Source organism: Pseudonocardia xinjiangensis, assembly GCF_050948425.1.
Taxonomy (GTDB): domain Bacteria; phylum Actinomycetota; class Actinomycetes; order Mycobacteriales; family Pseudonocardiaceae; genus Pseudonocardia; species Pseudonocardia xinjiangensis.
On the sequence record NZ_CP192009.1, the window covers coordinates 4,118,312 to 4,143,973 of the forward strand.

Genomic DNA, 25,662 nt, shown 5'->3' on the forward strand with positions numbered 1-25,662 from the left:
GCCGCTCACCCCTGCTCCTCCGGGAGCCTGCCGTGGAGGTGGTCGTCGTAGGCCGAAAGGTCGAGGAAGCCGTGACCGGAGTAGTTGAAGAGGATCACCCGCTCGTCGCCGGTCTCCTTCGCGGCGAGCGCCTCGTCGATCGTGGCCCGGATGGCGTGCGCGCACTCCGGGGCGGCGATCCGACCCTCGACCGTGGCGAACTGCACCGCGGCGTCGAACACCCGCCCCTGCGGGTAGGCGACCGCCTCCATGCGGCCGTCGCGGACCAGCGCGGAGATCAGCGGTGAGTCGCCGTGGTACCGCAGTCCGCCGGCATGGATGGACGGCGGCACGAAGTCGTGGCCCAGCGTGTACATCGGCAGCAGCGGGGTGAGTCCTGCCGTGTCGCCGAAGTCGTAGTCGAACCGCCCCTTCGTGAGCGTCGGGCACGACATCGGCTCGACGGCCAGCAGCCGGACTCCGGGGTCGGGCACGAACGGGAACGCGACGCCGCCGAGGTTCGACCCTCCCCCGCAGGAGGCGATGACCACGTCGGGCAGCCGCTCCCCCGCGAGCTGCAACTGCTCCTTCGCCTCCAGGCCGATCACCGTCTGGTGCAGCAGCACGTGGTTGAGCACCGAGCCCAGCGCGTAGTGCGTGTCGGAACGGCCTGCGCAGTCGCGCACCGCGTCGGAGATGGCGGCACCGAGGGAGCCGGGATGGTCGGGGTCGTCCACCGGCGACGCGACGACGGAGCCGCCCCACGTCTCCATGGCGACCCGCCGGTAGGGCTTCTGGTCGAAGGACGCCCGCACCATGTAGACCTGCAGGTCCAGGTCGAACTGGGCGCAGGCGAAGGCGAGCGCGGTGCCCCACTGACCGGCTCCGGTCTCCGTGGTGAGCCGGGTGATGCCCTCCTGGGCGTTGTAGAACGCCTGCGGGACGGCGGTGTTCGGCTTGTGGCTCCCGGCGGGCGACACCGACTCGTCCTTGTAGTAGATCCGCGCGGGAGTGCCCAGCGCCCGCTCCAGACGCACGGCGCGGTGCAGGGGCGTCGGCCGCCACAGCCGGAGGATGTCGAGCACCTCCCCCGGCACGTCGATCCAGGGCTCCGCCGACACCTCCTGACCGATCAGCGCCATCGGGAACAGCGGGGCGAGATCGTCGGGACCGACCGGTTCGCGCGTGCCGGGATGCAGCGGGGGCTGCGGCGGTTTCGGGAGGTGTGGGACCACGTTGAACCACGCGTCCGGAATGCGATCGGGGGGCAGCGTCCACCGGGTCATGTCCGTCAAGGCTAGTGCGGTGACCGGCGGCGATGCCGGAACGACCCGGTGACCGGAACGACTGCCGGCGCAGCAGCGACGAGCGCCACGCCCGGGACGACCGCCGCGCTCGTAGGCTGGGGATCATGCCTCTGCTCGACACACCGATCGGCGCGCTCGCCGGCGGCCCCCTCGACCTCGACGCGCTGCGCGGACACGCGGTGCTCGTGGTCAACGTCGCCTCGCGGTGCGGGATGACGCCCCAGTACTCCGAGCTCGAAGAGCTCCAGCGCCGCTACAGCGACCGGGGCTTCACGGTGCTCGGCGTCCCGTGCAACCAGTTCGGCGGGCAGGAGCCGGGCACCGCCGAGGAGATCAGCACGTTCTGCTCCACCACCTACGGCGTCACGTTCCCGCTCACGGAGAAGGTCGAGGTCAACGGGCCGGACCGGCACCCGCTCTACCGCGAGCTCACCGCCACCCCCGATGCCGACGGCAGCGCGGGCGACGTGCAGTGGAACTTCGAGAAGTTCCTGGTCGGGGCGGACGGCACCGTGCTGCGCCGCTTCCGGTCCCGGACCGCCCCCACCTCGCCGGAGGTCGTCTCGGCCATCGAGGCGGCGCTGCCGCAGAGCTGACCGGGGCGGCATGGCAAGGTTCGGGGCGTGGGGGACGATCGACGGGTGAGATGGTCGGCGGCGACCATCTCCCGCACCGTGGTGATGCTGACGGGCGCGCTGACCGGCGCCGCGCTGCTCGGAGGGTGCTCGCTCGGAGCCGACCCGGACCGGCCCGGGTCCGCGGCACCACCGTCGCCGCCCCCCGACCCGCCGGCCGCCTGCATGCTCGACACCGCGGCGCTGGCCACCGCCACAGGTCTCACGTGGACGCCCGACGCCACCACGGCGAGCGACACCCGGTGCGTGTACGACCCGGCCGCCGGCGCCCCCACCTCCGGTGTTCCGACGTCGGGGTTGCCGGCTGCCGGCGCCACCGCCGCAGGCGACGATGCGGACGGCCCGGCCTTCGTGGCGGTCGATGTGGCGCCGACCGGCGACACGGCGGCGAACGCGGCGCTCGACACGGCCGCCGCGGCGTGCCGACCGACGTCACGCTCGGAGGTGCCCACCGCAGGCGGCGGCTTCGTGTGCCGGTTCGAGGGCGGAAGCGTGTTCGCCGCCGCGGTGCGCGGCGACCGGCTCGTCACCGTCTCGGCCTCGGCGGTGCCGGCCGGCACCACCACTGCTCAGCTCGTGACGGCGTTGCGCGAACAACTCGGGGCCCTCCGGTGACACCGGAAGGCCCCGAGATCGCGGACGGCTGTTACAGCTCGCGGGAGGCCCGCAGCCTGCCCAGCGCCTCTTCGAGGATCGCGGCCCCGTCGGCGTCGCTGCGCCGCTCCTTGACGTAGGCCAAGTGCGTCTTGTACGGCTCCGTGCGCGGCGGAGCGGGCGGGTTCTCGCCGTCCCGTCCGGCGGGAAGCCCGCAGCGCGGGCAGTCCCAGGAGTCCGGGATGTCGGCCTCGGAGGCGAAGGACGGGGTGGTGATGTGCCCGTTCGAGCAGAAGTACGAGATACGCGAACGCGGCGCGGTCTCGCCCCGCTCCGACTCACCCATCGGACCGGCACCCACACGGGTGCCCCGGATCGCGTTGCCGCCAGCCATGGCCATACCTCCTCAGACCCCGAGCTTCACGAGCAGACCGGTACCGATGATGGCGATCACCCAGATCGCGCCCGTGAACAGGGTGAGGCGGTCGAGGTTCTTCTCCACCACGCTCGACCCCGAGAGGCTGGACTGCACGCCGCCACCGAACAGGCTCGACAGGCCACCTCCGCGACCCCGGTGGAGCAGGATCAACAACACCAGCACCACGCTGGAGATGATCAGTACGATCTGCAGGGCGAGTTGCATCCCATCCTCATTCTGTCGGGCGGACGGCCGGTGGTGGCGCGTCCCACCTCTCGGACCCCGAGGGTACCCGGGTCCGATCCGTAGTTCGTCCCGGGTCACACCCGGCACATACCTCGCAGGAGCGCCCGACCGCCCACCGACCGCAACCGACCGACTGCCGTGGGTCAGGTCAAGTCAGGTCAGGTCACGGCACCGACCGGGCCGCTCCCGCAGCCGAGGTCACGGCAGCGGGCCGCCCGCGGCGATCGCGCACAGCTGCGCGAACTCGTCGGCGTCCAGGCTCGCGCCGCCCACCAGCGCACCGTCCACGTCACGTTCGGCCACGATCTCGCCGACGTTCTTCGCCTTGACCGAGCCGCCGTACAGCACCCGCACGCTCGCCGCGATGGCCTGGCCGTACTTCGCCGCCACCGCCTCCCGGATGGCCGCGCAGACCTCCTGGGCGTCGGCAGCGCTCGCGACGCGGCCGGTGCCGATCGCCCACACCGGCTCGTAGGCGATCACGAGTGTCTGGGCGTGCTGGCTCTGCACCTTCTCCAGGGCCGCGGTGACCTGCCGCGTGCAGTGGGCGACGTGCTCCCCCGCCTCGCGGACCGCGAGCCCCTCTCCCACGCACAGGATCGGGACGATGCCGTGGCGGATCGCGGCGTGCACCTTGGCGTTGACGAGCGCGTCGTCCTCACCGTGGATCTCCCGGCGCTCGGAGTGCCCGACCACGACATAGCTGCAGCTGAGCTTCGCGAGCATCGCCCCGGACACGTCGCCGGTGTAGGCACCCGAGTCGTGCGGCGAGATGTCCTGGGCGCCGTGCACCATCAGCAGCTTGTCGCCGTCGATGAGCGTCTGGACGCTGCGGATGTCGGTGAACGGCGGCAGCACCGCCACCTCGACCTTGTCGTAGTACTTCTCCGGCAGCGCGAAGGCGAGCTTCTGCACCAGCGCGAGAGCCTCGAGGTGGTTGCAGTTCATCTTCCAGTTGCCGGCGATGAACGGCCTGCGCGGGGCAGGGCGCTCGTCGGTGCCCGGGCGACTCGGCGAGGCCATCTACTGCTCCAGAACCGCAAGGCCGGGGAGGGACTTGCCCTCCAGGTACTCCAGCGACGCGCCGCCGCCGGTCGAGATGTGGGAGAACCCGTCCTCGGGCAGCCCCAGCGCCCGCACCGCGGCCGCGGAGTCGCCGCCGCCCACCACGCTGAACGCCCCGTCACCCGCCGTCGCGTCGACGATCGCCTGCGCCACCCCTCGGGTGCCATCGGCGAAGGGCGCGAGCTCGAACACGCCCATCGGGCCGTTCCAGAACACCGTGGACGCACCGTCGAGCACCTCACGGAACGAGGTGACCGAGTCGGGGCCGATGTCGAGCCCCTTCCAGCCGTCCGGGATGGCATCGACGGCGACCGTGCGCGTGGTGGCCTCGGCCGAGAAGTCGTCGGCCACCACCACGTCGGTCGGCAGGACGATCTTGCCCGACTCGAGGAGCTTGCGGCACGTCCCGATCTGGTCGCGCTCCAGGAGCGAGTCGCCGACGCCGTAACCGTTGGCGGCCAGGAACGTGTAGCACATCCCGCCCCCCACGAGCAGCGCGTCGACCTTCGGCAGCAACGCCTCGATGACCGCGAGCTTGTCGGAGACCTTCGAACCCCCGAGCACCACCACATAGGGCCGCTTCGGCGTCTCGGTGAGCCTGCGCAGCACCTCGACCTCGGCGAGCACCAGATCACCGGCGTAGGCCGGGAGGTCGCGTGCCACGTCGTACACCGACGCCTGCTTGCGGTGCACCACGCCGAACCCGTCGGAGACGAACACGCCTTCGGGGCCGGCCAGCGCCGCGAGCTCACGGGCCAGCGACGCCCGCTCGTCGTCGTTCTTCGACGTCTCGCGCGAGTCGAACCGGATGTTCTCCAGCAGCGCGACGCCGCCCTCCGGGAGCGCGTCGACCGTGAACGTGGCCTCGTCACCGAGGTCGGCCAGCGGCACCTGCATGCCGAGGAGCTCGCCGAGCCGTTCGGCGACAGGCCCGAGCGAGAGCGCCGGGTCGGGCGCGCCCTTCGGCCGCCCGAGGTGAGCGACCACGACGATGCGGGTGCCGGTCTCGCTCAGCCGCGCGAGCGTGGGCACCGAGGCCCGGATTCGGCCGTCGTCGGTGATCCGCGAGCCGTCGAGCGGCACGTTCAGATCGGCACGAACGAGCACCCGGGTGCCGAACAGGTCCTCGTTCAACGACGCGACGAGGTCGTCCAGGGTCTTCACAGCTTCGACGCCACCAGGCCGGTGATGTCGACGAGGCGGTTGGAGTAGCCCCACTCGTTGTCGTACCAGCCGAAGACCTTGACCTGGTTGCCGATGACCTTGGTAAGGGGCGCGTCGTAGATGCAGGACGCCGGGTCGGTGACGATGTCGGACGAGACGATCGGGTCGTCGCTGTAGCGCAGGAAGCCCGCGAGCGGGCCACTGTCCGCAGCGGCCTTGTACGCCGCGTTGACCTCGTCGACCGAGACCTCCTTGCGCAGGTCGACAGTGAGGTCGGTGATCGAGCCGGTGGGCACCGGGACGCGCAGGGAGTAGCCGTCGAGCTTGCCCTTGAGGTGCGGCAGCACCAGGCCGATCGCCTTCGCGGCGCCGGTGGAGGTCGGCACGACGTTGACGGCGGCGGCGCGGGCGCGGCGCAGGTCCTTGTGCGGGCCGTCCTGCAGGTTCTGGTCCTGCGTGTACGCGTGGATCGTGGTCATCAGACCCTTCTCGATCCCGAACGCGTCGTCGATCACCTTGGCCAGCGGCGCGAGGCAGTTGGTGGTGCAGGAGGCGTTGGAGATGATGGTCTGCGAGCCGTCGTAGGCGGCGTCGTTCACGCCCATGACGACCGTGAGGTCCTCCCCGGTCGCGGGCGCGGAGATGATCACCTTCTTGGCCCCGGCGTCGACGTGCTTGCTCGCCGCCTCGCGCTTCGTGAACAGCCCCGTCGACTCGATCACGACGTCGACGCCGAGGTCCTTCCAGGGCAGCTCGGCAGGGTCGCGCACGGCGAGGCCCTTGAAGCCCTTGCCGTCGACGACGATCTCCTCGTCGGTGGAGGTGACCTCGTAGGGCAGCCGGCCCAGGATCGAGTCGTACTTGAGCAGCTGCGCCAGCGTGGCGTTGTCGGTGATGTCGTTGACCGCCACGATCTCGATGTCGCTGGTGCCGGCGGCGCGCTGTGCGTCAACGGCTCGCCAGAAGTTGCGGCCGATCCGACCGAATCCGTTCACGCCTACCCGCACGGTCATGTGCGCGCCTCCTTCTCCGATGGCTGGTCAACCAGCCACAACTCTAGTGCCGCGGAATCGAGGCCGACTCACCCGCCTCCGGGCGAGGAACCTCGTTTCCCCGACAGTAGCGCCCGAATTCCGCACGAGCGGGGCCAGGGCTGGATCGATTCACCACTTCGGCCGTCGACCCGGGACTCCGCGCGGTCGGCGACGGCCCGCACCTCCCGGGCCACCCGCGGCCACACCCCGCTCGGCAGATCGTGACCGACTCCCGGGAGCACCACGAGCGTCGCGCCGCGGATCGCCCTCGCGGTGGCCCGCCCCGCGGCGAGGCGGCTGATCTGGTCGTCCGTGCCGTGCAGCACGAGGGCGGGGACATCCAGGTCGGTCAGCCGGCCGCCACTCCACGTCACCCCCAGCTGCCGGCTCTTCGCACGGCTGTCGCGGACCCCGCCGGGCCCGCAGGCCACGAGTTCGCGTTCCGCCATCGCCCGCGCGGCCGGCTCGTCGAAGGGGTAGCCGGGCGAGGCGAGCATCCTGGCCATCGCCACCCCGGCAGCGACGTCCCCGTCGTGCCCCTCGGGGAACCGCATCCGGGCCAGGCGGACCGCGACACCGAACCGCACGTACCGCAGCAGCTGCAGCCGGCTCGCGTCGCTCGGGATCGCACCCGAACTCGTGAGGCTGCGGACCCGGCCGGGATGGCGCAGGGCGATGCGCTGCGCCAGCATGCCCCCCATCGAGTGGCCGAACAGGTGCGCGGAGTCCCAGCCGAGGGCGTCCAGCACCGCGACGGCGTCGTCGGTCATGTCCTCCGACGAGTAGACCGGGCGCCCGCCACCGGCCAGCGCCACGAACGGGTTGCGGACCGAGGTCTCCGGCAGCCTGCTGGACTCCCCCGCGTCACGGTGGTCGTAGGCCACGACGTGGAAACCCGCCCCCACCAGCGCGTCGGCGAAGCCGGGCGGCCACCAGAACCGGGAGGCTCCGAGCCCCATGACCAGCAGCAACGGGTCGCCCCCCGCGCCGCCGAGATCCTCGTACGCGATCTCGACGCCGCCGTTGCGCGCGAACATCGCCACGTCGCCACCTCCTCTGCGAACACTGTGTCCAGAGGAGGGTAAAGTACCGCGAACAGCGTTCGCAATAGGTGCGGGCTGTCAGGCCTCTTCCAGCATGTCCGCGGTGACGGCCGACTCGGTGTCGGGGATGCCCAGGTCGGCAGCGCGCTTGTCGGCCATGTGGAGGAGCCTGCGGATGCGGCCGGCCACCGCGTCCTTCGTCATCGGCGGCTCGGCCAGCTGACCGAGCTCCTCCAGCGACGCCTGCGTGTGCTCGGCCCGCAGCCGGCCTGCGGCGAGCAGGTGCTGCGGCACGTCGTCGCCGAGGATCTCCAGCGCCCGCGCCACCCTGGCGGCAGCCGCGACCGCGGCCCGGGCCGAGCGGCGCAGGTTGGCGTCGTCGAAGTTGGCGAGCCGGTTGGCGGTGGCGCGGACCTCGCGGCGCATCCGCCGCTCCTCCCACGCCATCACGCTCTCGTGCGCGCCCATCCGCGTGAGCAGCGCGCCGATCGCGTCGCCGTCCCGGACCACCACCCGGTCGGCGCCACGGACCTCCCGCCACTTCGCGGTGACGCCGAGCCGACGGGCGGCGCCCACCAGCGCCATCGCCGCCTCCTGCCCGGGGCAGGTGACCTCGAGCGCGGAGCTGCGCCCCGGCTCGGTGAGCGAGCCGTGCGCGAGGAACGCCCCCCGCCACGCGGCCTCCGCATCACAGAGACCACCGGAGACGACGGGCGGCGGCAGCCCCCGTACCGGACGGCCGCGGGCGTCGAGCAGGCCCGTCTGGCGCGCCAGGCCCTCCCCGTCGCGCACCACCCGCAGCACGTAGCGGGCGCCCCGGCGCAGGCCGCCCGCGGTGATCACGTGGGCCTCGCAGGTGTGCCCGTACAGCTCGTGGATCTCCCGGCGCAGCCTGCGCGCGACCGAACCGGTGTCGACCTCCGCCTCGACGACGACCCGGCCGCCGACGATGTGGAGGCCACCGGCGAACCTCAGCAGCGCGGCCACCTCGGAGCGGCGGCAGCACGGCTTCGTGACGACGAGCCGGCTCAGCTCGTCCTTGACCGATGCGGTCATCGCCATCGGAACCTCCTGGCGGGATGGGACACGGGAGCGCAGGCCACGTTCACGTTCTCCTCCTTTCGGCGGCGCCCGGTGCCGACGGCACGCGCACCGCATCGGGCGAGCCCGGTTGCGACCCGATCTCGGCCAGGACGGCTCCGAGCGCGGATGCGAGCGCCACGGGGTCGTGGCGTGGCACCGCCGGATCAGCGGCGGCGACCGGGGCCAGGTGGACCCGCCCGCCCGGGGAGAGCATCACCGCCGCCGCGCGGTGCAACCGGTCGGGCACCGGCACCGCGGCGACGTCGGCCACGACCGCGTCGACCCGCAGCTCCGGGGCGTGCTGGGAGAGTACGGCCAGGTGCTGCTCCGGTGAGAACCCGGCGGTCTCCCCCGGCTCCGGCGCGAGGTTGAGCACGATGACCCGCCGGGCGCGGCTGGAGATGATCGCGTCCCGGAGCTCGGGCACCAGCAGGTGCGGCAGCACGCTGGTGAACCAGGAGCCCGGCCCGAGCAGCAGCACGTCAGCGGTGCGGACGGCCTCGACCGCCTCCGCACACGCCCGCGGCCGCTCCGGCCTCAACCAGACCTGGCGGACCCGGCCCGGAGTGGACGCGACGGCCACCTGGCCGCGGATGCGGTGCGCCTGGGCCGGCTGCTCACCGAGCCCCGTGACCTCCGCCTCGATGTCCAGCGGGTCGCAGCTCATGGGCAGCACCCGTCCCCGCAGCCCGAGCAGGGCGCCCACCTCGTCGAGCGCGGCCACCGGGTCGCCCAGCACCTCCATGAGACCCGCGAGCAGCAGGTTGCCCACGGCGTGCCCGGCCAGTGCACCGGTGCCGCCGAAGCGGTGCTGCACGAGCGCCCCCCACCGGCGCCCGGCCGGCCCGTCGGCCGCCAGGGCGGCCAGCGCCATGCGCAGGTCACCGGGCGGCAGCACGCCCAGCTCGCGGCGGAGCCGGCCGGAGGAACCGCCGTCGTCGGCCACGGTGACCACGGCCGTCACGCGGTCGGCGAGCGTGCCGCTGCCGGCCAGGAGCCGCAAGGCCGACAGGGTGGCGTGCAGGCCGTGACCCCCGCCGAGGGCCACGGCAGCCGGACCGGCGGTGCCGGCCCCGGTGATCGACCCGGTCCCGATGATCGACGCGGGGGTCGACGCGGTGCTCACTCGCGCCCCAGGTCGCGGTGCGCGACGTTGACGGTGACACCCTCGGCGCCGTCGAGCCTGCGGGCGATCTCCTCGCTGATCGCGACACTGCGGTGCTTGCCGCCGGTGCAGCCGATCGACACCGTCAGGTAGCGCTTGCCCTCGCGGCGGTAGCCGGCCCCGACGAGGCCCAGCAGCTCGAGGTAGCGGGTGATGAACTCGTCGGCGCCGTCCTGGCTCAGCACGTAGTCGCGGACCGGCTCGTCGCGGCCGGTCTGGTCGCGCAGCTCCGGGATCCAGAACGGGTTGGGCAGGAAACGGACGTCCACAACCAGGTCCGAGTCCATCGGCAGACCGTACTTGTAGCCGAATGACACTAACGTGACACGCGTGACCTGCGCAGACTCCGTGCCGAACGCACGTTCGAGGGTGGCGCGCAGCTGTGGGACGGCCACCGCGGAGGTGTCGACGACCAGGTCGGCGTTCTCCCGCAGGGGGCGCAGCAGCTCCCGCTCTGCGGCGATGCCGTCGACGAGCCTGCCGTCGCCCTGCAGCGGGTGACTGCGCCGCACCTGCTCGAACCGGCGCACCAGCACCGCGTCGGAGGCCTCCAGGAACAGCAGCCGCGGCTTGTAGCCGCGCGCGTCCAGGTCCTTGATCACCGCGCCGAGGTCGGCGGAGAACGCCCGGCTGCGGACGTCCATCACCACGGCGATGCGGGTGATCTCACCGCGGGCGCGGGCGCCGAGGTCGACCATCGTGGCGATCAGCTCGGGCGGCAGGTTGTCGACCACGAACCAGCCGAGGTCCTCCAGCACCTTCGCCGCGGTGCTGCGGCCCGCTCCGGAGAGGCCGCTGACCAGCGCCACCTCGATGCCGGCCCGCTCCGTCTGCACGGTCGACGTCACGACGCCGGCACCTCCGCCTCGGTTCGGTCCGCCACGTCGCCCGGCTCGTGCCGGTCGGCCGGGCCGGACCGGTCGGCCGGCTCGTGCCGGTCGGCCGGACCCGCCACAGCGGTCGGTTCGCGCCGGTCTGCCGGGCCGGCGGGGTCGGCCGGCTCGGGACGGCCGGACGGATCGGCCGGGTCAGCGGCGTGCAGCGCAGCCAGGACGGCCGCCGCGGTGCGCTGCCCGAAGCCGGGAAGCGCCGCGATGTCGTCGGCATCGGCCGCCTTGAGCTTGCGCAACGACCCGAAGTGCTTCAGCAGCGCGGCGCGGCGCGTGGGGCCCAGCCCGGGGATCGCGTCGAGCTCGGAGTTGATCATACTCTTGGAGCGCCGCTGCCGGTGGTAGGTGATGGCGAAGCGGTGGGCCTCGTCGCGCACCCGCTGCAGCAGGTACAGACCCTCGCTGGTGCGCGACATGATCACCGGGTCGGGCTCGGCGGGCAACCACACCTCCTCGAGGCGCTTGGCCAGCCCGCAGATCGCGACGTCGGTGACGCCGAGGTCGGCGAGCACGTCGGCGGCCGCCTCGACCTGGGGCTGGCCACCGTCGACCACCAGGAGGTTGGGCGGATAGGCGAACCGCCGCGGGCGTCCGGTGTCGGGGTCGATACCGGGACGCGCCGGGGAGGCCGGGGCGGGGATGCCGGTCGGGGAGGCGATATCGGGGGCTTCGACCTGATCTTGTGCCGCGTTACCCCCCGCGGCGCCCGTCCCGTTCTCGGTTCCGCTCTCGGTTCCGCTCTCGGCGAGGTGGCGCCGGAACCTGCGCCGGACCACCTCGGAGATGGCGGCGACGTCCCCACCCTCCGCGCCCCCGCGGATCTCGAACCGCCGGTAGTCCGACTTGCGCGCGAGCCCGTCCTCGAACACCACGAGCGACGCGACGACGTTGCTGCCCTGGACGTGGCTGACGTCGACGCACTCGATGCGCAGTGGCGCGGTGTCGAGCCCGAGTGCGTCCTGGATCTCCTGCAGCGCCGCCGACCGCGCCGTGAGGTCGCCCGCCCGGCGGAGCTTGTGCTGGGTGAACGCCTCGGCCGCGTTGCGGGCCACGGTCTCGGCGAGCGCGCGTTTGTCGCCGCGCTGCGGCACGCGCACCTGCACCCGCGAACCGCGCAGCCCCGAGAGCCAGTGGACGAGCGTGTCGAGCTCGGCCGGGAGCTCCGGGACGAGGATCTCCTTCGGGACGGGCTGGTGGGCGTCGTCGGCGGAGCCCGCCAGCGCCGCCTGCTCGCCGTAGAACTGGGTGAGGAACCGCTCCACGAGCTGCGCGGTGTCGGTGGGTTCGACCTTGTCGACCACCCAGCCGCGCTGGCCGCGGACCCGGCCGCCGCGCACGTGGAAGACCTGGACGGCCGCCTCGAGCTCGTCCTCGGCGAACGCCACGACGTCGGCGTCGGTGCCGTCGCCCAGCACCACGGCCTGGCGTTCCATCGCGCGGCGCAGCGCGCCGATGTCGTCGCGCAGCCGGGCGGCGCGCTCGAACTCGAGCTCGGCGGACGCCTCGGCCATCTTGCGCTCGAGCTGCCGGACCAGGTGGTCGGTGCGCCCGGAGAGGAAGTCGCAGAAGTCCTCGACGATGTCGCGGTGCTCCTGGGCGTCGACGCGCCCGACGCACGGCGCCGAGCACTTGTCGATGTAGCCGAGCAGGCACGGGCGCCCGATCTGGCCGTGGCGCTTGAACACCCCGGCGCTGCACGTGCGGGCCGGGAACACCCGCAGCAGCATGTCGAGGGTCTCGCGGATCGCCCAGGCGTGCGCGAACGGGCCGAAGTAGCGCACGCCCTTGCGGCGCGGCCCCCGGTAGACCGACAGCCGGGGGAACTCCTCGTGCATCGTGACCGCGAGCACCGGGTAGGTCTTGTCGTCGCGGTAGCGGACGTTGAACCGCGGGTCGAACTCCTTGATCCAGTTGTACTCGAGCTGCAGCGCCTCGACCTCGGTGGCGACCACCGTCCACTGCACGTGCGCCGCCGAGGTGACCATCTGGCGCGTGCGCGGGTGCAGGCCGGAGATGTCGGCGAAGTACGAGTTGAGGCGCTGGCGCAGGCTCTTCGCCTTGCCCACGTAGATGACCCGGCCGTGCTGGTCGGAGAAGCGGTACACCCCGGGGGCCTCCGGGATGGACCCGGGGGCCGGACGGTAGGTGGCGGGATCAGCCATGGCCTCACCAGGGTAGGACCGGCCTCCGACACGCCGTGAGCGGACCGCCCCCTCGGCGCGTCACGGGTGTGGTGTACACGGAACTGTCGGCCCGCCGTGATAGGACTTGCCGGCGATGCGAACGCGCGTTCGAACCGACGAGGGGATCCGATGGGGCTCGACAAGCTCGACACGATCCGCAAGCTGCTCGCCAAGGCGGAGCGCGCCGCCACCGGCGCCGAGGCCGAGACGTACACGGCCAAGGCGATCGAGCTGATGGCCCGCCACGGCGTCGACGCCGCGCTGCTCGCCGCCGCCCGGCCCGGCAGCGACCGGATCGGGCCGCAGCGCATCGAGATGCAGGATCCCTACAGCGCGGGCAAGGCCAGGCTGCTCGGCTGGACCGCGGCGGCGCTCGGCTGCCGGTGGGTCCTGCACGGGGCGCGGGGCGGCAAGGTCGCCGCGGTCACGGTGTTCGGTCACACCTCGGACCGGCAACGCGCCGAGCTGCTCTACACGTCGCTGCAGCTGCAGGCCACCACCCAGCTGGTCCGGGTGCGCCCGGCCCGGCCCGGTGAGTCCGTGGCCGCCTACCGCCGCTCGTGGCTGCACGGCTTCGCCGTGGAGGTCCACCGCAGGCTCAGCACCGCCGAGGAACGCGCCGCCACGGATGCGCCCGCCACCGCCACCGGCGGCCCGTCCGTCGCGCTGGTGCTGGCCGATCGCCGCGAACAGGTCGACCGCGCCTACGCCGCCGCCTTCCCGCGGCTGGCCACGGCCCGGCGCGCCGTGCTGTCCGGTTCGGGCTTCGCGGCCGGCGCCATGGCGGGCGAGCGGGCCGACCTCGGCCACGGCGGCGGCCTCGGTTCCCCACAACGCTCGGCGCTAGGAGGGTGCTGAACAACTCCGCCCGTAGCGAGCGGTGTCCAGGTGGTGGCATCGCCAGGCGGAGGAGGGGCCGATACCGCTGTTGTATCGGGCCCGACGACAACGCCGCGAGGGCGCCGCCTGGGCGCCGCGCAGTAGGGCCGAGTTGTTCAGCGCGCTCCTACCGGAGCGCGCTGAGATGGGCGCCCGCGGGTCAGGCGGGCAGGGCGATGAGGCGGTCCACCACCAGCTCGAGGTCCTCGCCCACCACGTGCGGGCGCGCCACCACGTCGGGCACCGCGCCTTCGAGCCGGGTGGCGAAGCCGCCGATCAGCCCGGCCCGCACGGCACCGTGCACGTCCCAGGAGTGCACGGCCACCAGTGCCACACGGTCCCCCATGGCGTCCACCTGCTGGCAGGCCCAGTTGTACACGCGGGCGGGCGGCTTGAAGGAGCGGATCTCCTCGGTGGAGAGCACTCCACGCAGGTAGGTGCGCAGCCCGGCCCGGTCGAGCGCGTCGGAGGCCACCTCGGCGCCGCCCTGGGTGAACGCGTAGGCGGGGATCCGGGCCCGCGCGAGCGCCCGCAGCGCCGGCTCCACGTCCGGGTACGGCGGCAGCTCCGCGAAGCCGGCCAGCACGTGGTCGAGCGCCTCCTCCGACAGGGTGTGCTGCGCGGTGGTGCGCAGCGCCGCCCTCGCCACCTCGGCGAACGGGCGCACCGCGCCGGCGAGCGTGAGGGCCATCCCGTCCCGCAGCGTCCGGGTGTAGAACAGCTCCCACTCGTGGTCGGGCCGTCCCACGTCCACGAAGCGCGAGCGCAGCGCCGACACCTGCAGCATCGTCTCGAACACGTCGAAGAGCACCACACGAGGCCGGCGATCCGGCACCCGCAGCATGCGGTCCAGCTGGCTCGCGCCCTCCACCGTGCTCATCGTGCCCCGTCCGTCGTGCCCTGCTCGTCGCGGCGGGGTCTGTGGGTCGTGCCGGGTTTCATCGTGCCGGGTCTCATCGTGCCGTGTTCATCGCGCCGTGTCGTGCTTCCACTCGTCGCTCACCCGGGCCACCCTCCGGCGTACCACCCGGGCCGTACGGATGAAGATCGTTGCTCAGTGCGACGGAGCGGAGCGAAGCGGAAGCGTTCCGTAGCGCCGAACGGCGTTCAGAACGCGCCGAACGTGCAGCGCGCGCAGGGGCGCGAGCGCGTATCCGGGGTAGCTCGCCAACCATGTCGCGCTCCCGAGACTCACGGCGTCGGCGCCCGCCCAGAAGTACTCCCGGCAGTCGTCCACCGTGCGGATCCCGCCCGTCGCGATGATCGGCAGGGTCACCCCGGCCTCCCGGAGCTCGCTCACCACCCGCAGTCCGATCGGCTTGATCGCCCGTCCGGAGAGGCCCCCGTAGCGGTTGGCGAGCCACGGCGTGCCCGTGCGCGGGTCCAGGCGCAGCGCCTTCACCGTGTTGATCGCGGTCAGCGCCGACACCCCCGCCTTCGCGGCCTGTTCCGCGTTGCGCAGGTAGTCGTAGTCGGGCGACAGCTTCAGGATCACCGGGTGGTTGCTGCGGGGCACCGCCTCGTCGAGCACGTCCTGCAGGATCGTGGAGAAGTCGAAGTTGACGTTGTGGCAGGAGACGTTGAACTCGACCGCGGCGATGTCACCGGGCGGCACGGCGGCGTTCACCCGGTCCACGAGGGTCACGAACTCCTCGGCGGAGAAGCCACCGAGCGAGATGATCACGCGCTGGTCGCGGGTACGCGGGTAGTAGTCGCGCAGGTAGGCGTCGATGCCGACGTTGCACCACCCGAACGCGTTGAGCCAGCCGCCGTCGGTGCCGCGCAGCACGGTGCGGTACCGCTTGAGCAGGCCGGGCAGCTCGCTGAGGGCGTAGTCGTCCCGCGTGGTGAAGTGGCCCTCGCGGGGCTCCACGGTCAACGTCCTGGTGGTCACGGCCCCGAACTCGGCCAGCGGCACGAACAGCGACACCGGGCTCATGCCGTACGGCACGAGCGCGGAGTTCGACACCCCGTATCCCAGCAGGCTCGACGACGTGACCAGCCGGTTGCGGAGCACGATGTCGCCGAGGCGGACACTCTCTTCGCCGGACGGATCCCGGCCGACCTGATCACGGGCACGCAGCACGGCACCGATGGTACGTGCGAGCAGCGACCGGGCCGTCGCCCGCCGTCGATCGGCCGCGACGGCTCAGGAGGTGCGGGCGGCGGCGTGCAGCGCGCGGAGCTTCCCGATGGCGTCCACGGCGCGGAAGCCGTCCACGGCCTGGATGGCCAGCACCGGCAGGTACTCGTCGTCGGGCAGGTCGAGCCGGGCCCAGGACGCCCCGTCCGGGAACGCCACGCGCCGCACGAGCTCCCACGGCACGCGCCGGCTGGTGAGGAGGTTGCGCACCTCCACGCCCTCGGCGTCGGCCCGCACCCGGGGCAGCGCGAGCAGGAGCACGCCACCGGCCACCATCAGGCCCAGCAGCACGAGCGCCACCTGATCGGCGAAGCGGAAGTACACGCCGGTCTCGGTGGTGCGCAGCAGCACGCCCACCACGACGAACAACACCACCACCGCCACGGCGCCCACCCACGCGGCGATCAGCACCTTGCGCGGCCGCAGCACCAGCGGCTCGGGCCGATCGACGGGCCCGCCGGGGGCGGCCTCCCCGAGACCGGTCCGGGCGGCCTCGCCGCTGCCGGGTTGAGTCACGAACTCCTCCGCAGGTCACGCAGTGCCAGTGCGGTGTGGAGCGCCGCGAGGCAGGCCTCCGCGCCCTTGTCCTCCGCCGAGCCGGGAGCGCCGGAACGGTCCACCGCCTGGGCCAGCGTCTCACAGGTGAGCACGCCGTTGCCCACCGGCGTGCGCTCGTCCAGCGACACGCGCGTGAGCCCGGCGGTCACGGCGTCGCAGACGTACTCGAAGTGCGGCGTGCCACCCCTGATCACCACGCCGAGGGCCACCACCGCGTCGTGGCCCGTGGCGAGCTCCTGGCACACCACCGGGAGTTCGACGGTGCCGGGCACCCGCACCAGGGTCGGCCTGTCCACACCAGCCTTCGCGGCGATCTCCAGGGCGCGTTCCACCATGGTGTCCACGATGTCGGCGTGCCAGCTGGCCGCGGCCACGGCCAGGCGCAACCGGCCGGCGTCCGGGATGTCCTGGACGATCGGCCGTCCCTCGCCGCTCATCTGCTGTCCGCCGGGCTCATGTCCCCGTCCCGTCCGCCGCCACCGCAGCGGCGACCTCGTCGAGACCGGGCAGGTCGTGGCCCATCCGGTCGCGCTTCGTCCGCAGGTAGCGAAGGTTCTCACGGCTCGCCCGCACCGGCAACGACACGCGTCCGGTGATGGTGAGGCCGTAGCCCTCCAGCCCCGCGCGCTTGTCCGGGTTGTTGGTGAGCAGCCGCATCGTGGTGATGCCGAGATCCACCAGGATCTGCGCGCCGATGCCGTAGTCGCGCGCGTCGGCGGGCAGGCCGAGCGCCAGGTTGGCGTCCACCGTGTCGGCGCCCGCCTCCTGCAGCTGGTAGGCCTGCAGCTTGTGGAGCAGGCCGATGCCCCGGCCCTCGTGCCCCCGCATGTAGAGCACCACCCCGCGGCCCTCCGCGGCCACGGCGGCGAGCGCCGCGTCGAGCTGGGGGCCGCAGTCGCAGCGCATCGAGCCGAACACGTCGCCGGTGAGGCACTCGGAGTGCACGCGCACCAGCACGTCCTCGCCGCTGCCCTCCGGCGTCCCCACGTCCCCGCGCACCATCGCGATGTGCTCGATCCCGTCGAGCAGCGAGTCGTAGCCGAAGGCGATGAACTCGCCGTGGGCGGTGGGGATGCGGGCCTGCGCCACGCGCACCACGTGCTTCTCGAAGCGGCGGCGGTAGGCGATCAGGTCGCAGATGGTGATGAGGGTGAGGTCGTGGTCCTCGGCGAACACCCGCAGCTCGTCGCCACGGGCCATGTCACCGTCGTTCTTCTGCGACACGATCTCGCACAGCGCACCCGCGGGCGAGAGCCCGGCGAGCCGGGCCAGGTCCACGGCCGCCTCGGTGTGTCCGGCACGCCGCAGCACGCCGCCCTCCCGGGCCCGCAGCGGCAGCACGTGGCCCGGGCGCACCAGGTCGGCAGGGCCTGCGGTCGGGTCGGCCAGCAGGCGGATGGTGTGTGCCCGGTCGGTGGCCGAGATACCGGTGGTGATCCCCGCCTTCGCGTCCACCGTCACGGTGAAGGCGGTACGGAAGTTGTCGCCGTTGGAGTGGTGCATCGGAGGCAGGTCCAGCCGGTCGCACTCCGCCTCGGTGAGCGCCACGCAGACGTAGCCGGAGGTGTAGCGGACCATGAACGACACCAGCTCGGGGGTCGCCATCTCGGCCGCGAAGATGAGGTCGCCCTCGTTCTCGCGGTCCTCGTCGTCCACCACCACCACGGGCTTGCCGGCCCGCAGGTCGGCCAGGGCCCGCTCGATCGCCTCGAAGCTGCCGCGCCGCGGGTCGGTCGGAGGCGCATCCGTACCGGCGGCAAGGGGTGCCGGCTCTTCCGGGGCTGCCTGACCGTCCATCGCTCCACCGTTCACCGGACCACCGTCTCCTGCCCTGCTCACTGGGCTCTGGCCTCCTCGCCGACCGCCGCAGCGGAACCGCTACCACCGACGTACCCGACGGCAAGCCGCTCCACATACTTTGCGACGACATCGACCTCCACGTTCACGTTATCCCCCGGTTCCCGGAACCCGAGTGTGGTGTGTGACAAGGTCGTAGGGATCAGCGCCACCACGAAACTGTCGGGCGCCACTCCCGCCACGGTCAGCGACACGCCGTCCACGGCCACCGAACCCTTCTCCACCACGTACCGGGCCAGCTCCGCCGGCAGGCTGAACCTCAGCTCGTCGCTGCGCTCCCCCGGCGTGCGGGTCAACAGCGTCGCCACCCCGTCCACATGCCCCTGCACGATGTGGCCGCCCAGCCGTCCCGTCACCGGCACGGCGCGCTCCAGGTTCACCCGTGTGCCCTCGGTCACCGTGGAGAGGCTCGAACGCTTGAGCGTCTCGGGCACGAGCTCCACGGTGAAGGTGCCGTCGGTGCTGCCGTCGGGGTCGATGACGGTGAGACACACCCCGTTCACGGCGATCGAGTCCCCGTGGCGGGCGTCGGTGGTGACGGTGCGCCCGCGCACGGTGAACACCACAACCTCGGCGCTCTCGCGCACCGCGAGCACCTCGCCGATCTCCTCGACGATCCCGGTGAACATGTGCGTGCTCCCTTTCCGCCGTCACGGCCGCATCTGGTGCAACCGCGGGCCACTGCCGTTCGTTACCCGGCCCGTCGTGATCATCCTCGCCGGGCGGACGGCGCGGTCATGGCGCCCACCTGCGGTGGGCCGACGCCTTCACCACGCGGTCCCGCAGCGCCTGCACCGCGCGCGCCGGGTCGTCGGCGCCGTAAACGGCCGAGCCGGCAACGAAGCAGTCCACCCCGGCCTCGGCCGCCGCCTCGATCGTGTCGGCGTTGATGCCACCGTCGATCTCCACCAGCAGCGTCAGGTGACCGGTGTCCACCATCCGCCGGGCCGACCGCACCTTCTCGAGCACCTCGGGCATGAAGCTCTGCCCGCCGAACCCGGGCTCCACGCTCATCACGAGCAGCGTGTCGTAGTGCCGCAGCGTCTCGAGGTAGGGCTCCAGCGGCGTGCCCGGCTTCACCGACAGACCGGCGCGGGCGCCCGCCGCGCGCAGGTCGGCGGCCAGCGCCACCGGGTCGCGCGCCGCCTCGACGTGCACCGTCACGTTGTGCGCTCCGGCCTCGGCGTAGCCCACCGCCCAGCGGTCCGGGTCGTCGATCATGAGATGGCAGTCCAGCGGGATCGTCGTGGCCCGGATCAGCGACTCCACCACCGGCAGCCCGAGGGTCAGGTTCGGCACGAAGTGGGCGTCCATCACGTCGACGTGCAGCCAGTCGGCGCCACTGCCGGGCGGACCGCCCACCGCGGCTGCCTCGTCGGCGAGCCGGGCGAAGTCGGCCGCGAGAATGCTCGGGGCGATCATCGGTTGCACCTACCGAAGATTACGCCGCACGGTCCGGGCGTCCGGTGGCTCCCGGTGTCTCCGAAAATGTCAGGGTCCTGCGGTGCACTGGTCCTCATGTCAGCACCCCAGTCGGTCGACGAGCAGCTGAGTCACCTGCTCGTCGGCGAGTCGCCCGCCGTCGCCGCACTCGTCCACCGGCTCCGGGCGGTGGTCCGCACCGCCCATCCCGACCTGCGCGAGCGCGTCTACCCGGGGTGGCACGGGCTCGGTTTCCACCATCCGCGCGCCGGTTACCTGTGCGCGCTGTTCCCCCGTGACGGCGGCGTCAACGTGGGTTTCGAGCACGGCGCCGACCTGCCCGACCCGCACGGCAGGCTGCTGGGCGAAGGCCGGCGCATGCGCGACGTCCGCGTCGAGGTGACGGCCGGGCCCGAGGAGGACGAGGTGGTGATCGACTACCTCGACCTGGCCCTCGACTGGGCCCTCGACCGCGCGGCGGGCAACCGCGCCGGCCGGGCCCGCTGAGCCCGCGTCACGCCACGCGGCGCAGCAGCGCGAGGAACATGGCGTCGGTCCCCTGCCGGTGCGGCCACAGCTGCACCGTGGGGCCGTCGCCGAGGTCGGGCACACCGGGCAGGTACTCCCGGGCATCGAGCCGTTCCACGTTCGGGTGCTTGCGCAGCACACCCGTGAGCACGCCCACCGTCTCGGCCAGGTGGGGCGAACAGGTGACGTAGGCCACCACCCCGCCGGGCCGGACGTGGCGCAGCGCCGCCGTCAACAGCTCCCGCTGGAGCTTCGTCAGCCCCGACACGTCCTCGGGCCGCCGCCGCCAGCGTGCCTCCGGGCGACGCCGCAACGCGCCGAGGCCGGTGCAGGGGGCGTCCACCAGCACGCGGTCGTACGCACCGTCGGGGAGCGGGGCCTCCCGGCCGTCGGCCACGTGGACGGTCACCGGGAGCCCGTCGGCGGCCCGTCGCACCAGGTCGGCGCGGTGGGTGCTCACCTCCACGGCGTCCACGTCCACCCCGTCGAGCGCCGCCAGCCCACCGAGCAGCGCGGCCTTGCCGCCGGGGCCGGCACACAGATCCAGCCACCGGCCGGTGTCCGTGCCGGTGAGCCCGGCCCGCGACAGGGCGAGCGCCACCAGCTGACTGCCCTCGTCCTGCACCACGGCGAGGCCTTCGTTCACCGCGTCCAGCTCGCCGATGGCGCCGCTGCCCGGCTCGAGGTGCACGCCGTACGGGGAGTACGGGGCCTCCTCCCCGCCGGTCACCAGGGCCAGCTCGGCCGCGGTGATCTCACCCGGCCGCGCCAGCAGGTGCACGGCGGGGCGCGCGTCGTCGGCCGCGAGTGCGGCGTCGAGCTCCTCCGGGGCACCGAGCGCGTCGGCGAACGCCTGGGCGATCCAGCGGGGGTGGGCGTGCGCCATCGCCGCGTGGCCCACCGGGTCCTCGGCGGCCGGCGGGGCCAGGCGCTCCACCCAGGCCTGCTCGTCGTGCTCCCCCACCCTGCGCAGGATCGCGTTGACGAACCCCGCGGCCCGGGTGCCCGCATCGCCGCGCACGAGCTCCACCGTGGTGTCGACGGCGGCGTGCGGCGGGATCCGGGTGCGCAGCAGCTGGTAGGCCCCGAGCCGGAGCGCGTCGAGCAGCGGCGGTTCCACCCGGATCAGCGGCCGGTCGGTGCAGGCCTCGAGGATCGCGTCGAGCAGCCCCTTGGCCCGCAGCGTGCCGTAGCCGAGCTCGGTGGCCAGCGCCGCTTCCCGGTCGTGCAGCCCGTGGCGCCGCAGGATCGACGGGAGGGCGAGGTTGGCGTAGGCGTCGCGGACCCGCACGGAGGTGAGCAGGTCGAGCGCGGCCTGCCGGGCCGGGTCCGGTTCCGGGGGCCGGGGTGGTCCGCTGCGCCCGCGCGGCGGACCGGCGGTGCGGTGGCCGCCCGGCGACGGAGCACCCGCTCGCCGGCGCGGCCGGCGGCCCGGCGCGCTCACGCCACTGTCCAGGACGCGGGAGCGGGGGTGCCGGACGCGGGGCGCCGGGTGCCGGAGTCGGCTGGGGTGCTCATGTCAGGAGGCCTCCCGGCTCGATGTGTGCCCCGCGTGCCCAGTCCGGTGCCGGCATCGACCGCTTGCCCACCGGTTGCACCTCGCCCAGCTGCAGGGGCGCTCCCACGGTACCGACGAGCACCCGGCGCTTCTCCACGTGCAGCTCGCCGGGCTTGAGCACCACGGGCTCGGTAGCCGGCACGGCGGCGACGGGGCCGAGCCCGAGCCGCTCACCGCGGAAGGTGGTCCAGGCACCGGGCTCCGGGGTGACCGACCGGATCAACCGGTCGATGGCCAGCGGCGGGGCGGCCCAGTCGATGCGGGCGTCGGCGGTGGTCACCTTGGGCGCGCGCGAGACACCCTCGGCCGGCTGGGGCCGGGGCCGCAGTGTGCCGTCGGCGATGCCGTCCATCGTGGCCAGCAGCAGCGTCGCCCCGGAGACCGCCAGCCGCCCGAGCAGGTCGCCCGCCGTGTCGGCCGGACCGACGGGCTCGGTGACCACACCGAAGGTCGGCCCGGTGTCCATGCCCTCCTCCAGGAGGAACGTGGTGGCCCCGGTGACCTCGTCGCCGTGACGCACGGCGGCCTGCACCGGGGCCGCACCGCGCCACGCCGGCAGCAGCGAGAAGTGCAGGTTGACCCACCCCTGGCGCGGGATGTCGAGCGTGGCCCGCGGGATGAGCGCGCCGTAGGCGACCACCGGGCAGCAGTCCGGCGCGATCTCGGCGAGCTCCGCCCGGAACGCCGGGTCCGACGGCCGGGCGGGGGTCAGCACGGGGATCCCGGCCTCGTCGGCGAGCGCGCCGACGGGCGACCGGACGAGCTTGCGGCCCCGCCCTGCGGGGGCGTCGGGACGGGTGACCACGGCGGCCACCTCGTGCCGTGACGAACCGAGCAGCGCCCGCAGGGACGGCACCGCAGGCTCGGGGGTCCCGGCGAACACCAGTCTCACCGGCCGCTACCTGACCTTGCCGAAGATGGGGTGGGGGCTGACCTTGACCTGCGGCGCGGGCGAGCCGAACCACTCGGCCGCGCGGATCTCCGCCATGGCCTGCCTGCGGGTCTCCTGGTCGAGGCGGTCGACGAACAGCACGCCGTCGAGGTGGTCGGTCTCGTGCTGGATGCACCGGGCCAGCCGCTCGCTGCCCTCGACGGTGACCGGCTCACCGTGTTCGTTCCAGCCGTGGGCCACCACGTGCAGGTGCCGCCGGCAGTCCCAGCGCAGCCCGGGGATCGACAGGCACCCCTCCGGCCCCGTCTGCTCCTCGTCGCCCACCACCTCGAAGGTGGGGTTGACCAGGTGGCCCGCGAACCCGTCGCAGTCGTAGGTGAACACCCGCAGCCCGACGCCGAGCTGGGGCGCCGCGAGCCCGGCGCCACCCTCGTCGTGCATCGTGTCGGTGAGGTCGGCGACCAGCTTGCGCAGCTCCGCGTCGAAGGTGGTGACCTCGACGGCGGGCGTGCGCAGCACCGGGTCACCGAAGAGCCTGATGGGCTGGACGGACACGGATCTCCTCGCGGACGACAGCGGACGGGACGGCAGCGGATCGGGCGGGAACGGGCGGCACGGCCACCGGCAGACATCGATTCTGCCACGGGGACCCCGGCCGGACGGACGCCGCGGGGGCGCCGCCGCGGTGTCAGCCGATCTCGACGGGGTCGAGACGCACCCGCACCGGATCGGGCACCTTGCGGGCGGTGCGCGCGGCCTGCGCGGCATGCAGAGCCGCGGCCATCGCACGCCCGTCGGCCCGCGGCACGCGCAGCAGCGCCCGTTCCCGGATCTCCGGCGGCTCGTCGCCCGCGGCGGTGCCGACCGGGTCGAGCTCGACGGGGCCGAGCACCTCGACGACCCCCGGCAGCTCCGCGAGCATGTCGGCGACGGCGCCGGCCGTGCCCTCCACGGTGGCCATCCGCACGGCGGGTGGGAAGCCGACCTCGGCCCGGGACGCGAGCTCGGCCGCGGCATGCCCGGCGGGATCCCAGCGCACGAGGGCCTGCACCACCGGGATCGCGGTGTCGGCCATCACGACGACGCGGCCTCCCTCGGTGTGCGGGACGACGAGCGCCGCGGCGGCGAACCAGCGCCGCAGGGTCTCCTCGGCCACGCGCAGGTCGGGGCGGGACAGCATCGCCCACCCGTCGAGCAGGAGGGCGGCGCCGTAGCCGCCCGCGGCGCGAGGCTCGGCGCCGGGGGTGGCGACCACCAGCTCCGGCTGGGCGGCCACCTCCGCGAGCACGGGGGCACCGCCACCCGAGGTCCGCACCGTGGTGCCGGGGAACGCCCGCCCGAGCTCCTCGGCGGTGCGTCCGGACCCGACCACCCCGGCCCGCAGCCTGCGCGACCCGCACGCCGGGCAGCGGAACGCGCTGTCGGGCCGGCCGCACCAGCGGCAGTGCGGCAGCCCGGCGGCGTCGTCGTGGGCACCGTCGCGCCCGCGCCGGCCGGTGAGCCCGAGCGGCCCGGCACAGTGGCGGCAGCGGGCCGTCTCGCGGCAGGTGCCGCAGGCGAGCCAGGGCAGGTACCCGGCGCGCGGGACCTGCACCAGCACCGGTCGGCCCGCGCCCAGCGCGGCGCGGGCCGCCTCGAAGGCCAGGTGCGGCAGCCGGGCCGCGCGCGAGTCGGGGTCGCGGACGAGCTGCGCGTCGGTCTCGCCGAGCGCGGTGATCCGCGGCATCGCCGCGCGCACCGTGGCGCGCTCGGCGACGACCTCCCGGGCCCAGCCCGACTCGACGAGCACGTGCGCCTCGGCGGTGCGGGCGAACCCGCCCACCAGCAGGGCCGCTCCCGCGCTGTGGGCGCGCAGCACGAGGACGTCGCGGACGTGCGGGTACGGGGCCCGCGGTTCGGAGTGCAGGTCGTCGCCGTCGTCCCAGACGGCGAGCAGCCCGAGCCGGTCGACGGGGGCGAACGCCGCCGACCGGGTGCCCACGACGACCCGGACGTGGCCACGGCGCACCGCGAGCCAGCGCCGGTACCGCTCCGCAGGACCCAACTCGGCGGTGAGCGCGACCACGCCGTCGGGCCCGAGCCGGGCGGCGCACGCGGCGTGCAGCGCCGCGACGTCACGCTGGTCGGGGACGACCAGCACGGCACCGCGCCCCGCCGCGACGGTGGCCGCGGCCGCCTCGGCGAGGCGGTCGGGCCAGCACTCCCCCGGCAGCGCCTGCCACACCGCGTGGGCGGTGCGGCCGCCGGCGAGCGCGTCGAGCAGGGCCGCCCCGTGCTGGTAGCGCCGCCACGCGGCCGGCTCGACCGGGCCGGCAGCCGGCGCGGCGGCCGGAGCGGGTGCCGGCCCGGTGCTGCCCTCCCCCGGCGCCGCAACGTCCACCGCGTCGGCCGTCGCGACGGCCTCCGCCTTGGCGTGCCGCGGCGGGACGGCGAGGCGCAGGACGTCGGCGAGCACCCCGGCGTACCGGTCGGCCACCGCGCGGCACAGCGCGGCGACCTCCGGGGTGAGCACCGGCTCGGGTGACACCACCTTCTCCACCCAGGCGAGCTTGCCGGTGTGGGGCGACTCGGCCAGCCGCTCCAGCAGGTAGCCGTCGACCAGCCGCCCGGCGAAGCGCACCCGCAGCCGCACTCCCGGCACCGCGACCGCGGCGAGGTGCTCGGGGACGCGGTAGTCGAAGGGGCGGTCCAGGTGGGCGAGCGCGACGTCGACCGCGACCCGGGCCACCGGCAGCTCGGCGGCAGGCCGCCACTCACCACGGTTACGGCCCGGTCGCGCCACGGAACCTCCTCGCTGCGGGCCGCCCGGTCTACCAGACACCGCCGGCGGCGGCGCGTCGACGACGGCACCGTCGACCGGGCCGGGCACGCCGGGCAGCGCGGTGCCCTCCGGCGCCCTCCCGACCTCGGAGGGCCGGGCAGGGGCCGGGGACGGCACCGCGCCGGCTGCGCGGGACCGGTGGACCGTGCTGCTGGTGGTCATGCCGCCATCGTGGGGGCGGCCCCCGACAGTCACGCC

At 73.8% G+C, this 25,662-nt stretch carries 26 protein-coding genes; 4 read left to right on the forward strand and 22 right to left on the reverse strand.

What is annotated here, in order from left to right; translation table 11 throughout:
- Nucleotides 1-5: 5 nt before the first annotated feature.
- On the reverse strand, nt 6-1,274 hold the full coding sequence (locus ACQPZA_RS19370) for a TrpB-like pyridoxal phosphate-dependent enzyme (protein WP_433272448.1): 1,269 nt from the start codon (nt 1,272-1,274) through the stop codon (nt 6-8).
- A gap of 116 nt (nt 1,275-1,390) precedes the next feature.
- Between ACQPZA_RS19370 and ACQPZA_RS19375 the strand changes: the two genes are divergently transcribed.
- Both ACQPZA_RS19375 and ACQPZA_RS19380 read left to right on the forward strand, forming a co-directional pair.
- A complete protein-coding gene (locus ACQPZA_RS19375; RefSeq protein WP_433272450.1) occupies nt 1,391-1,882 on the forward strand; it encodes a glutathione peroxidase in 492 nt (163 codons plus the stop codon).
- A gap of 45 nt (nt 1,883-1,927) precedes the next feature.
- Nucleotides 1,928-2,536: a hypothetical protein gene (locus tag ACQPZA_RS19380; RefSeq protein ID WP_433272452.1), complete on the forward strand. Its 609-nt coding sequence runs from the start codon at nt 1,928-1,930 to the stop codon at nt 2,534-2,536.
- A 31-nt stretch (nt 2,537-2,567) separates the two neighbouring features.
- Here ACQPZA_RS19380 and ACQPZA_RS19385 read toward each other — a convergent pair whose 3' ends face one another.
- The 10 genes from ACQPZA_RS19385 to uvrC form a co-directional block, all read right to left on the reverse strand.
- On the reverse strand, nt 2,568-2,909 hold the full coding sequence (locus ACQPZA_RS19385; RefSeq protein ID WP_169399845.1) for an RNA polymerase-binding protein RbpA: 342 nt from the start codon (nt 2,907-2,909) through the stop codon (nt 2,568-2,570).
- A gap of 12 nt (nt 2,910-2,921) precedes the next feature.
- On the reverse strand, nt 2,922-3,158 hold the full coding sequence (secG, locus tag ACQPZA_RS19390; RefSeq protein WP_169399846.1) for a preprotein translocase subunit SecG: 237 nt from the start codon (nt 3,156-3,158) through the stop codon (nt 2,922-2,924).
- 219 nt (nt 3,159-3,377) lie between these two features.
- A complete protein-coding gene (gene tpiA, locus ACQPZA_RS19395; RefSeq protein ID WP_433272455.1) occupies nt 3,378-4,202 on the reverse strand; it encodes a triose-phosphate isomerase in 825 nt (274 codons plus the stop codon).
- On the reverse strand, nt 4,203-5,408 hold the full coding sequence (locus ACQPZA_RS19400) for a phosphoglycerate kinase (protein WP_433272457.1): 1,206 nt from the start codon (nt 5,406-5,408) through the stop codon (nt 4,203-4,205).
- Nucleotides 5,405-6,421 (reverse strand): type I glyceraldehyde-3-phosphate dehydrogenase, encoded by a 1,017-nt coding sequence (gene gap, locus ACQPZA_RS19405; protein WP_433272459.1) that lies wholly within the window; start codon nt 6,419-6,421, stop codon nt 5,405-5,407. The genes ACQPZA_RS19400 and gap overlap by 4 nt, the downstream gene beginning before the upstream one ends.
- 68 nt (nt 6,422-6,489) lie before the next feature.
- Entirely contained in the window at nt 6,490-7,479 is a 990-nt protein-coding gene (locus ACQPZA_RS19410; RefSeq protein ID WP_433282881.1) for an alpha/beta fold hydrolase, read from the reverse strand.
- Nucleotides 7,480-7,563: 84 nt separating this feature from the next.
- Entirely contained in the window at nt 7,564-8,547 is a 984-nt protein-coding gene (whiA, locus tag ACQPZA_RS19415; RefSeq protein WP_169399850.1) for a DNA-binding protein WhiA, read from the reverse strand.
- A 43-nt stretch (nt 8,548-8,590) separates the two neighbouring features.
- A complete protein-coding gene (locus ACQPZA_RS19420; protein ID WP_433282883.1) occupies nt 8,591-9,649 on the reverse strand; it encodes a gluconeogenesis factor YvcK family protein in 1,059 nt (352 codons plus the stop codon).
- Between the two features lie 41 nt (nt 9,650-9,690).
- Nucleotides 9,691-10,581 carry an RNase adapter RapZ gene (gene rapZ / locus ACQPZA_RS19425; RefSeq protein ID WP_169399852.1) on the reverse strand — a complete coding sequence of 297 codons (891 nt, stop codon included), beginning with the start codon at nt 10,579-10,581 and terminating at the stop codon, nt 9,691-9,693.
- Complete coding sequence (gene uvrC, locus ACQPZA_RS19430) at nt 10,578-12,785, reverse strand: excinuclease ABC subunit UvrC (protein WP_433272462.1); 2,208 nt, start codon at nt 12,783-12,785, stop codon at nt 10,578-10,580. The genes rapZ and uvrC overlap by 4 nt, the downstream gene beginning before the upstream one ends.
- Nucleotides 12,786-12,935: 150 nt before the next feature.
- Here uvrC and ACQPZA_RS19435 point away from each other — a divergent pair, with 150 nt between their 5' ends.
- On the forward strand, nt 12,936-13,664 hold the full coding sequence (locus tag ACQPZA_RS19435; protein WP_433272464.1) for a DUF2786 domain-containing protein: 729 nt from the start codon (nt 12,936-12,938) through the stop codon (nt 13,662-13,664).
- A 181-nt stretch (nt 13,665-13,845) separates the two neighbouring features.
- On the opposite strand, the gene ACQPZA_RS19440 is transcribed toward ACQPZA_RS19435, so the two are convergent.
- The 7 genes from ACQPZA_RS19440 to rpe all read right to left on the reverse strand — a co-directional run bounded on the left by ACQPZA_RS19440 (nt 13,846) and on the right by rpe (nt 19,665).
- A complete protein-coding gene (locus ACQPZA_RS19440; protein ID WP_433272467.1) occupies nt 13,846-14,565 on the reverse strand; it encodes an HAD-IA family hydrolase in 720 nt (239 codons plus the stop codon).
- A gap of 174 nt (nt 14,566-14,739) precedes the next feature.
- The gene (locus tag ACQPZA_RS19445; RefSeq protein ID WP_169397531.1) at nt 14,740-15,771 is read right to left on the reverse strand and encodes a dihydroorotate dehydrogenase; all 1,032 of its coding nucleotides are present in this window, start codon (nt 15,769-15,771) and stop codon (nt 14,740-14,742) included.
- A 63-nt stretch (nt 15,772-15,834) separates the two neighbouring features.
- A complete protein-coding gene (locus ACQPZA_RS19450; RefSeq protein WP_169397563.1) occupies nt 15,835-16,260 on the reverse strand; it encodes a PH domain-containing protein in 426 nt (141 codons plus the stop codon).
- Between the two features lie 80 nt (nt 16,261-16,340).
- Nucleotides 16,341-16,823 (reverse strand): 6,7-dimethyl-8-ribityllumazine synthase, encoded by a 483-nt coding sequence (gene ribH / locus ACQPZA_RS19455; RefSeq protein WP_433272469.1) that lies wholly within the window; start codon nt 16,821-16,823, stop codon nt 16,341-16,343.
- Nucleotides 16,824-16,839: 16 nt separating this feature from the next.
- Nucleotides 16,840-18,183 (reverse strand): bifunctional 3,4-dihydroxy-2-butanone-4-phosphate synthase/GTP cyclohydrolase II, encoded by a 1,344-nt coding sequence (locus ACQPZA_RS19460; protein ID WP_433272471.1) that lies wholly within the window; start codon nt 18,181-18,183, stop codon nt 16,840-16,842.
- Nucleotides 18,184-18,221: 38 nt separating this feature from the next.
- Entirely contained in the window at nt 18,222-18,872 is a 651-nt protein-coding gene (locus tag ACQPZA_RS19465) for a riboflavin synthase (RefSeq protein ID WP_433272473.1), read from the reverse strand.
- 106 nt (nt 18,873-18,978) lie between these two features.
- Complete coding sequence (gene rpe / locus ACQPZA_RS19470) at nt 18,979-19,665, reverse strand: ribulose-phosphate 3-epimerase (RefSeq protein WP_433272475.1); 687 nt, start codon at nt 19,663-19,665, stop codon at nt 18,979-18,981.
- A 96-nt stretch (nt 19,666-19,761) separates the two neighbouring features.
- On the opposite strand from rpe, the gene ACQPZA_RS19475 reads away from it, so the two are divergent.
- Nucleotides 19,762-20,172 carry a hypothetical protein gene (locus ACQPZA_RS19475; protein ID WP_433272477.1) on the forward strand — a complete coding sequence of 137 codons (411 nt, stop codon included), beginning with the start codon at nt 19,762-19,764 and terminating at the stop codon, nt 20,170-20,172.
- Nucleotides 20,173-20,179: 7 nt separating this feature from the next.
- Here the strand turns inward: ACQPZA_RS19475 and ACQPZA_RS19480 are convergent, their stop codons facing one another.
- The 4 genes from ACQPZA_RS19480 to ACQPZA_RS19495 all read right to left on the reverse strand — a co-directional run bounded on the left by ACQPZA_RS19480 (nt 20,180) and on the right by ACQPZA_RS19495 (nt 25,626).
- A complete protein-coding gene (locus tag ACQPZA_RS19480) occupies nt 20,180-21,637 on the reverse strand; it encodes an RsmB/NOP family class I SAM-dependent RNA methyltransferase (protein ID WP_433272479.1) in 1,458 nt (485 codons plus the stop codon).
- 70 nt (nt 21,638-21,707) lie between these two features.
- Nucleotides 21,708-22,643 carry a methionyl-tRNA formyltransferase gene (gene fmt, locus ACQPZA_RS19485; RefSeq protein WP_433272481.1) on the reverse strand — a complete coding sequence of 312 codons (936 nt, stop codon included), beginning with the start codon at nt 22,641-22,643 and terminating at the stop codon, nt 21,708-21,710.
- A gap of 6 nt (nt 22,644-22,649) precedes the next feature.
- Nucleotides 22,650-23,198 (reverse strand): peptide deformylase, encoded by a 549-nt coding sequence (def, locus tag ACQPZA_RS19490; RefSeq protein WP_169397539.1) that lies wholly within the window; start codon nt 23,196-23,198, stop codon nt 22,650-22,652.
- Between the two features lie 133 nt (nt 23,199-23,331).
- Nucleotides 23,332-25,626, reverse strand: a complete 2,295-nt coding sequence (locus ACQPZA_RS19495; RefSeq protein WP_433272483.1) for a primosomal protein N' — start codon at nt 25,624-25,626, stop codon at nt 23,332-23,334.
- Nucleotides 25,627-25,662: the final 36 nt, after the last annotated feature.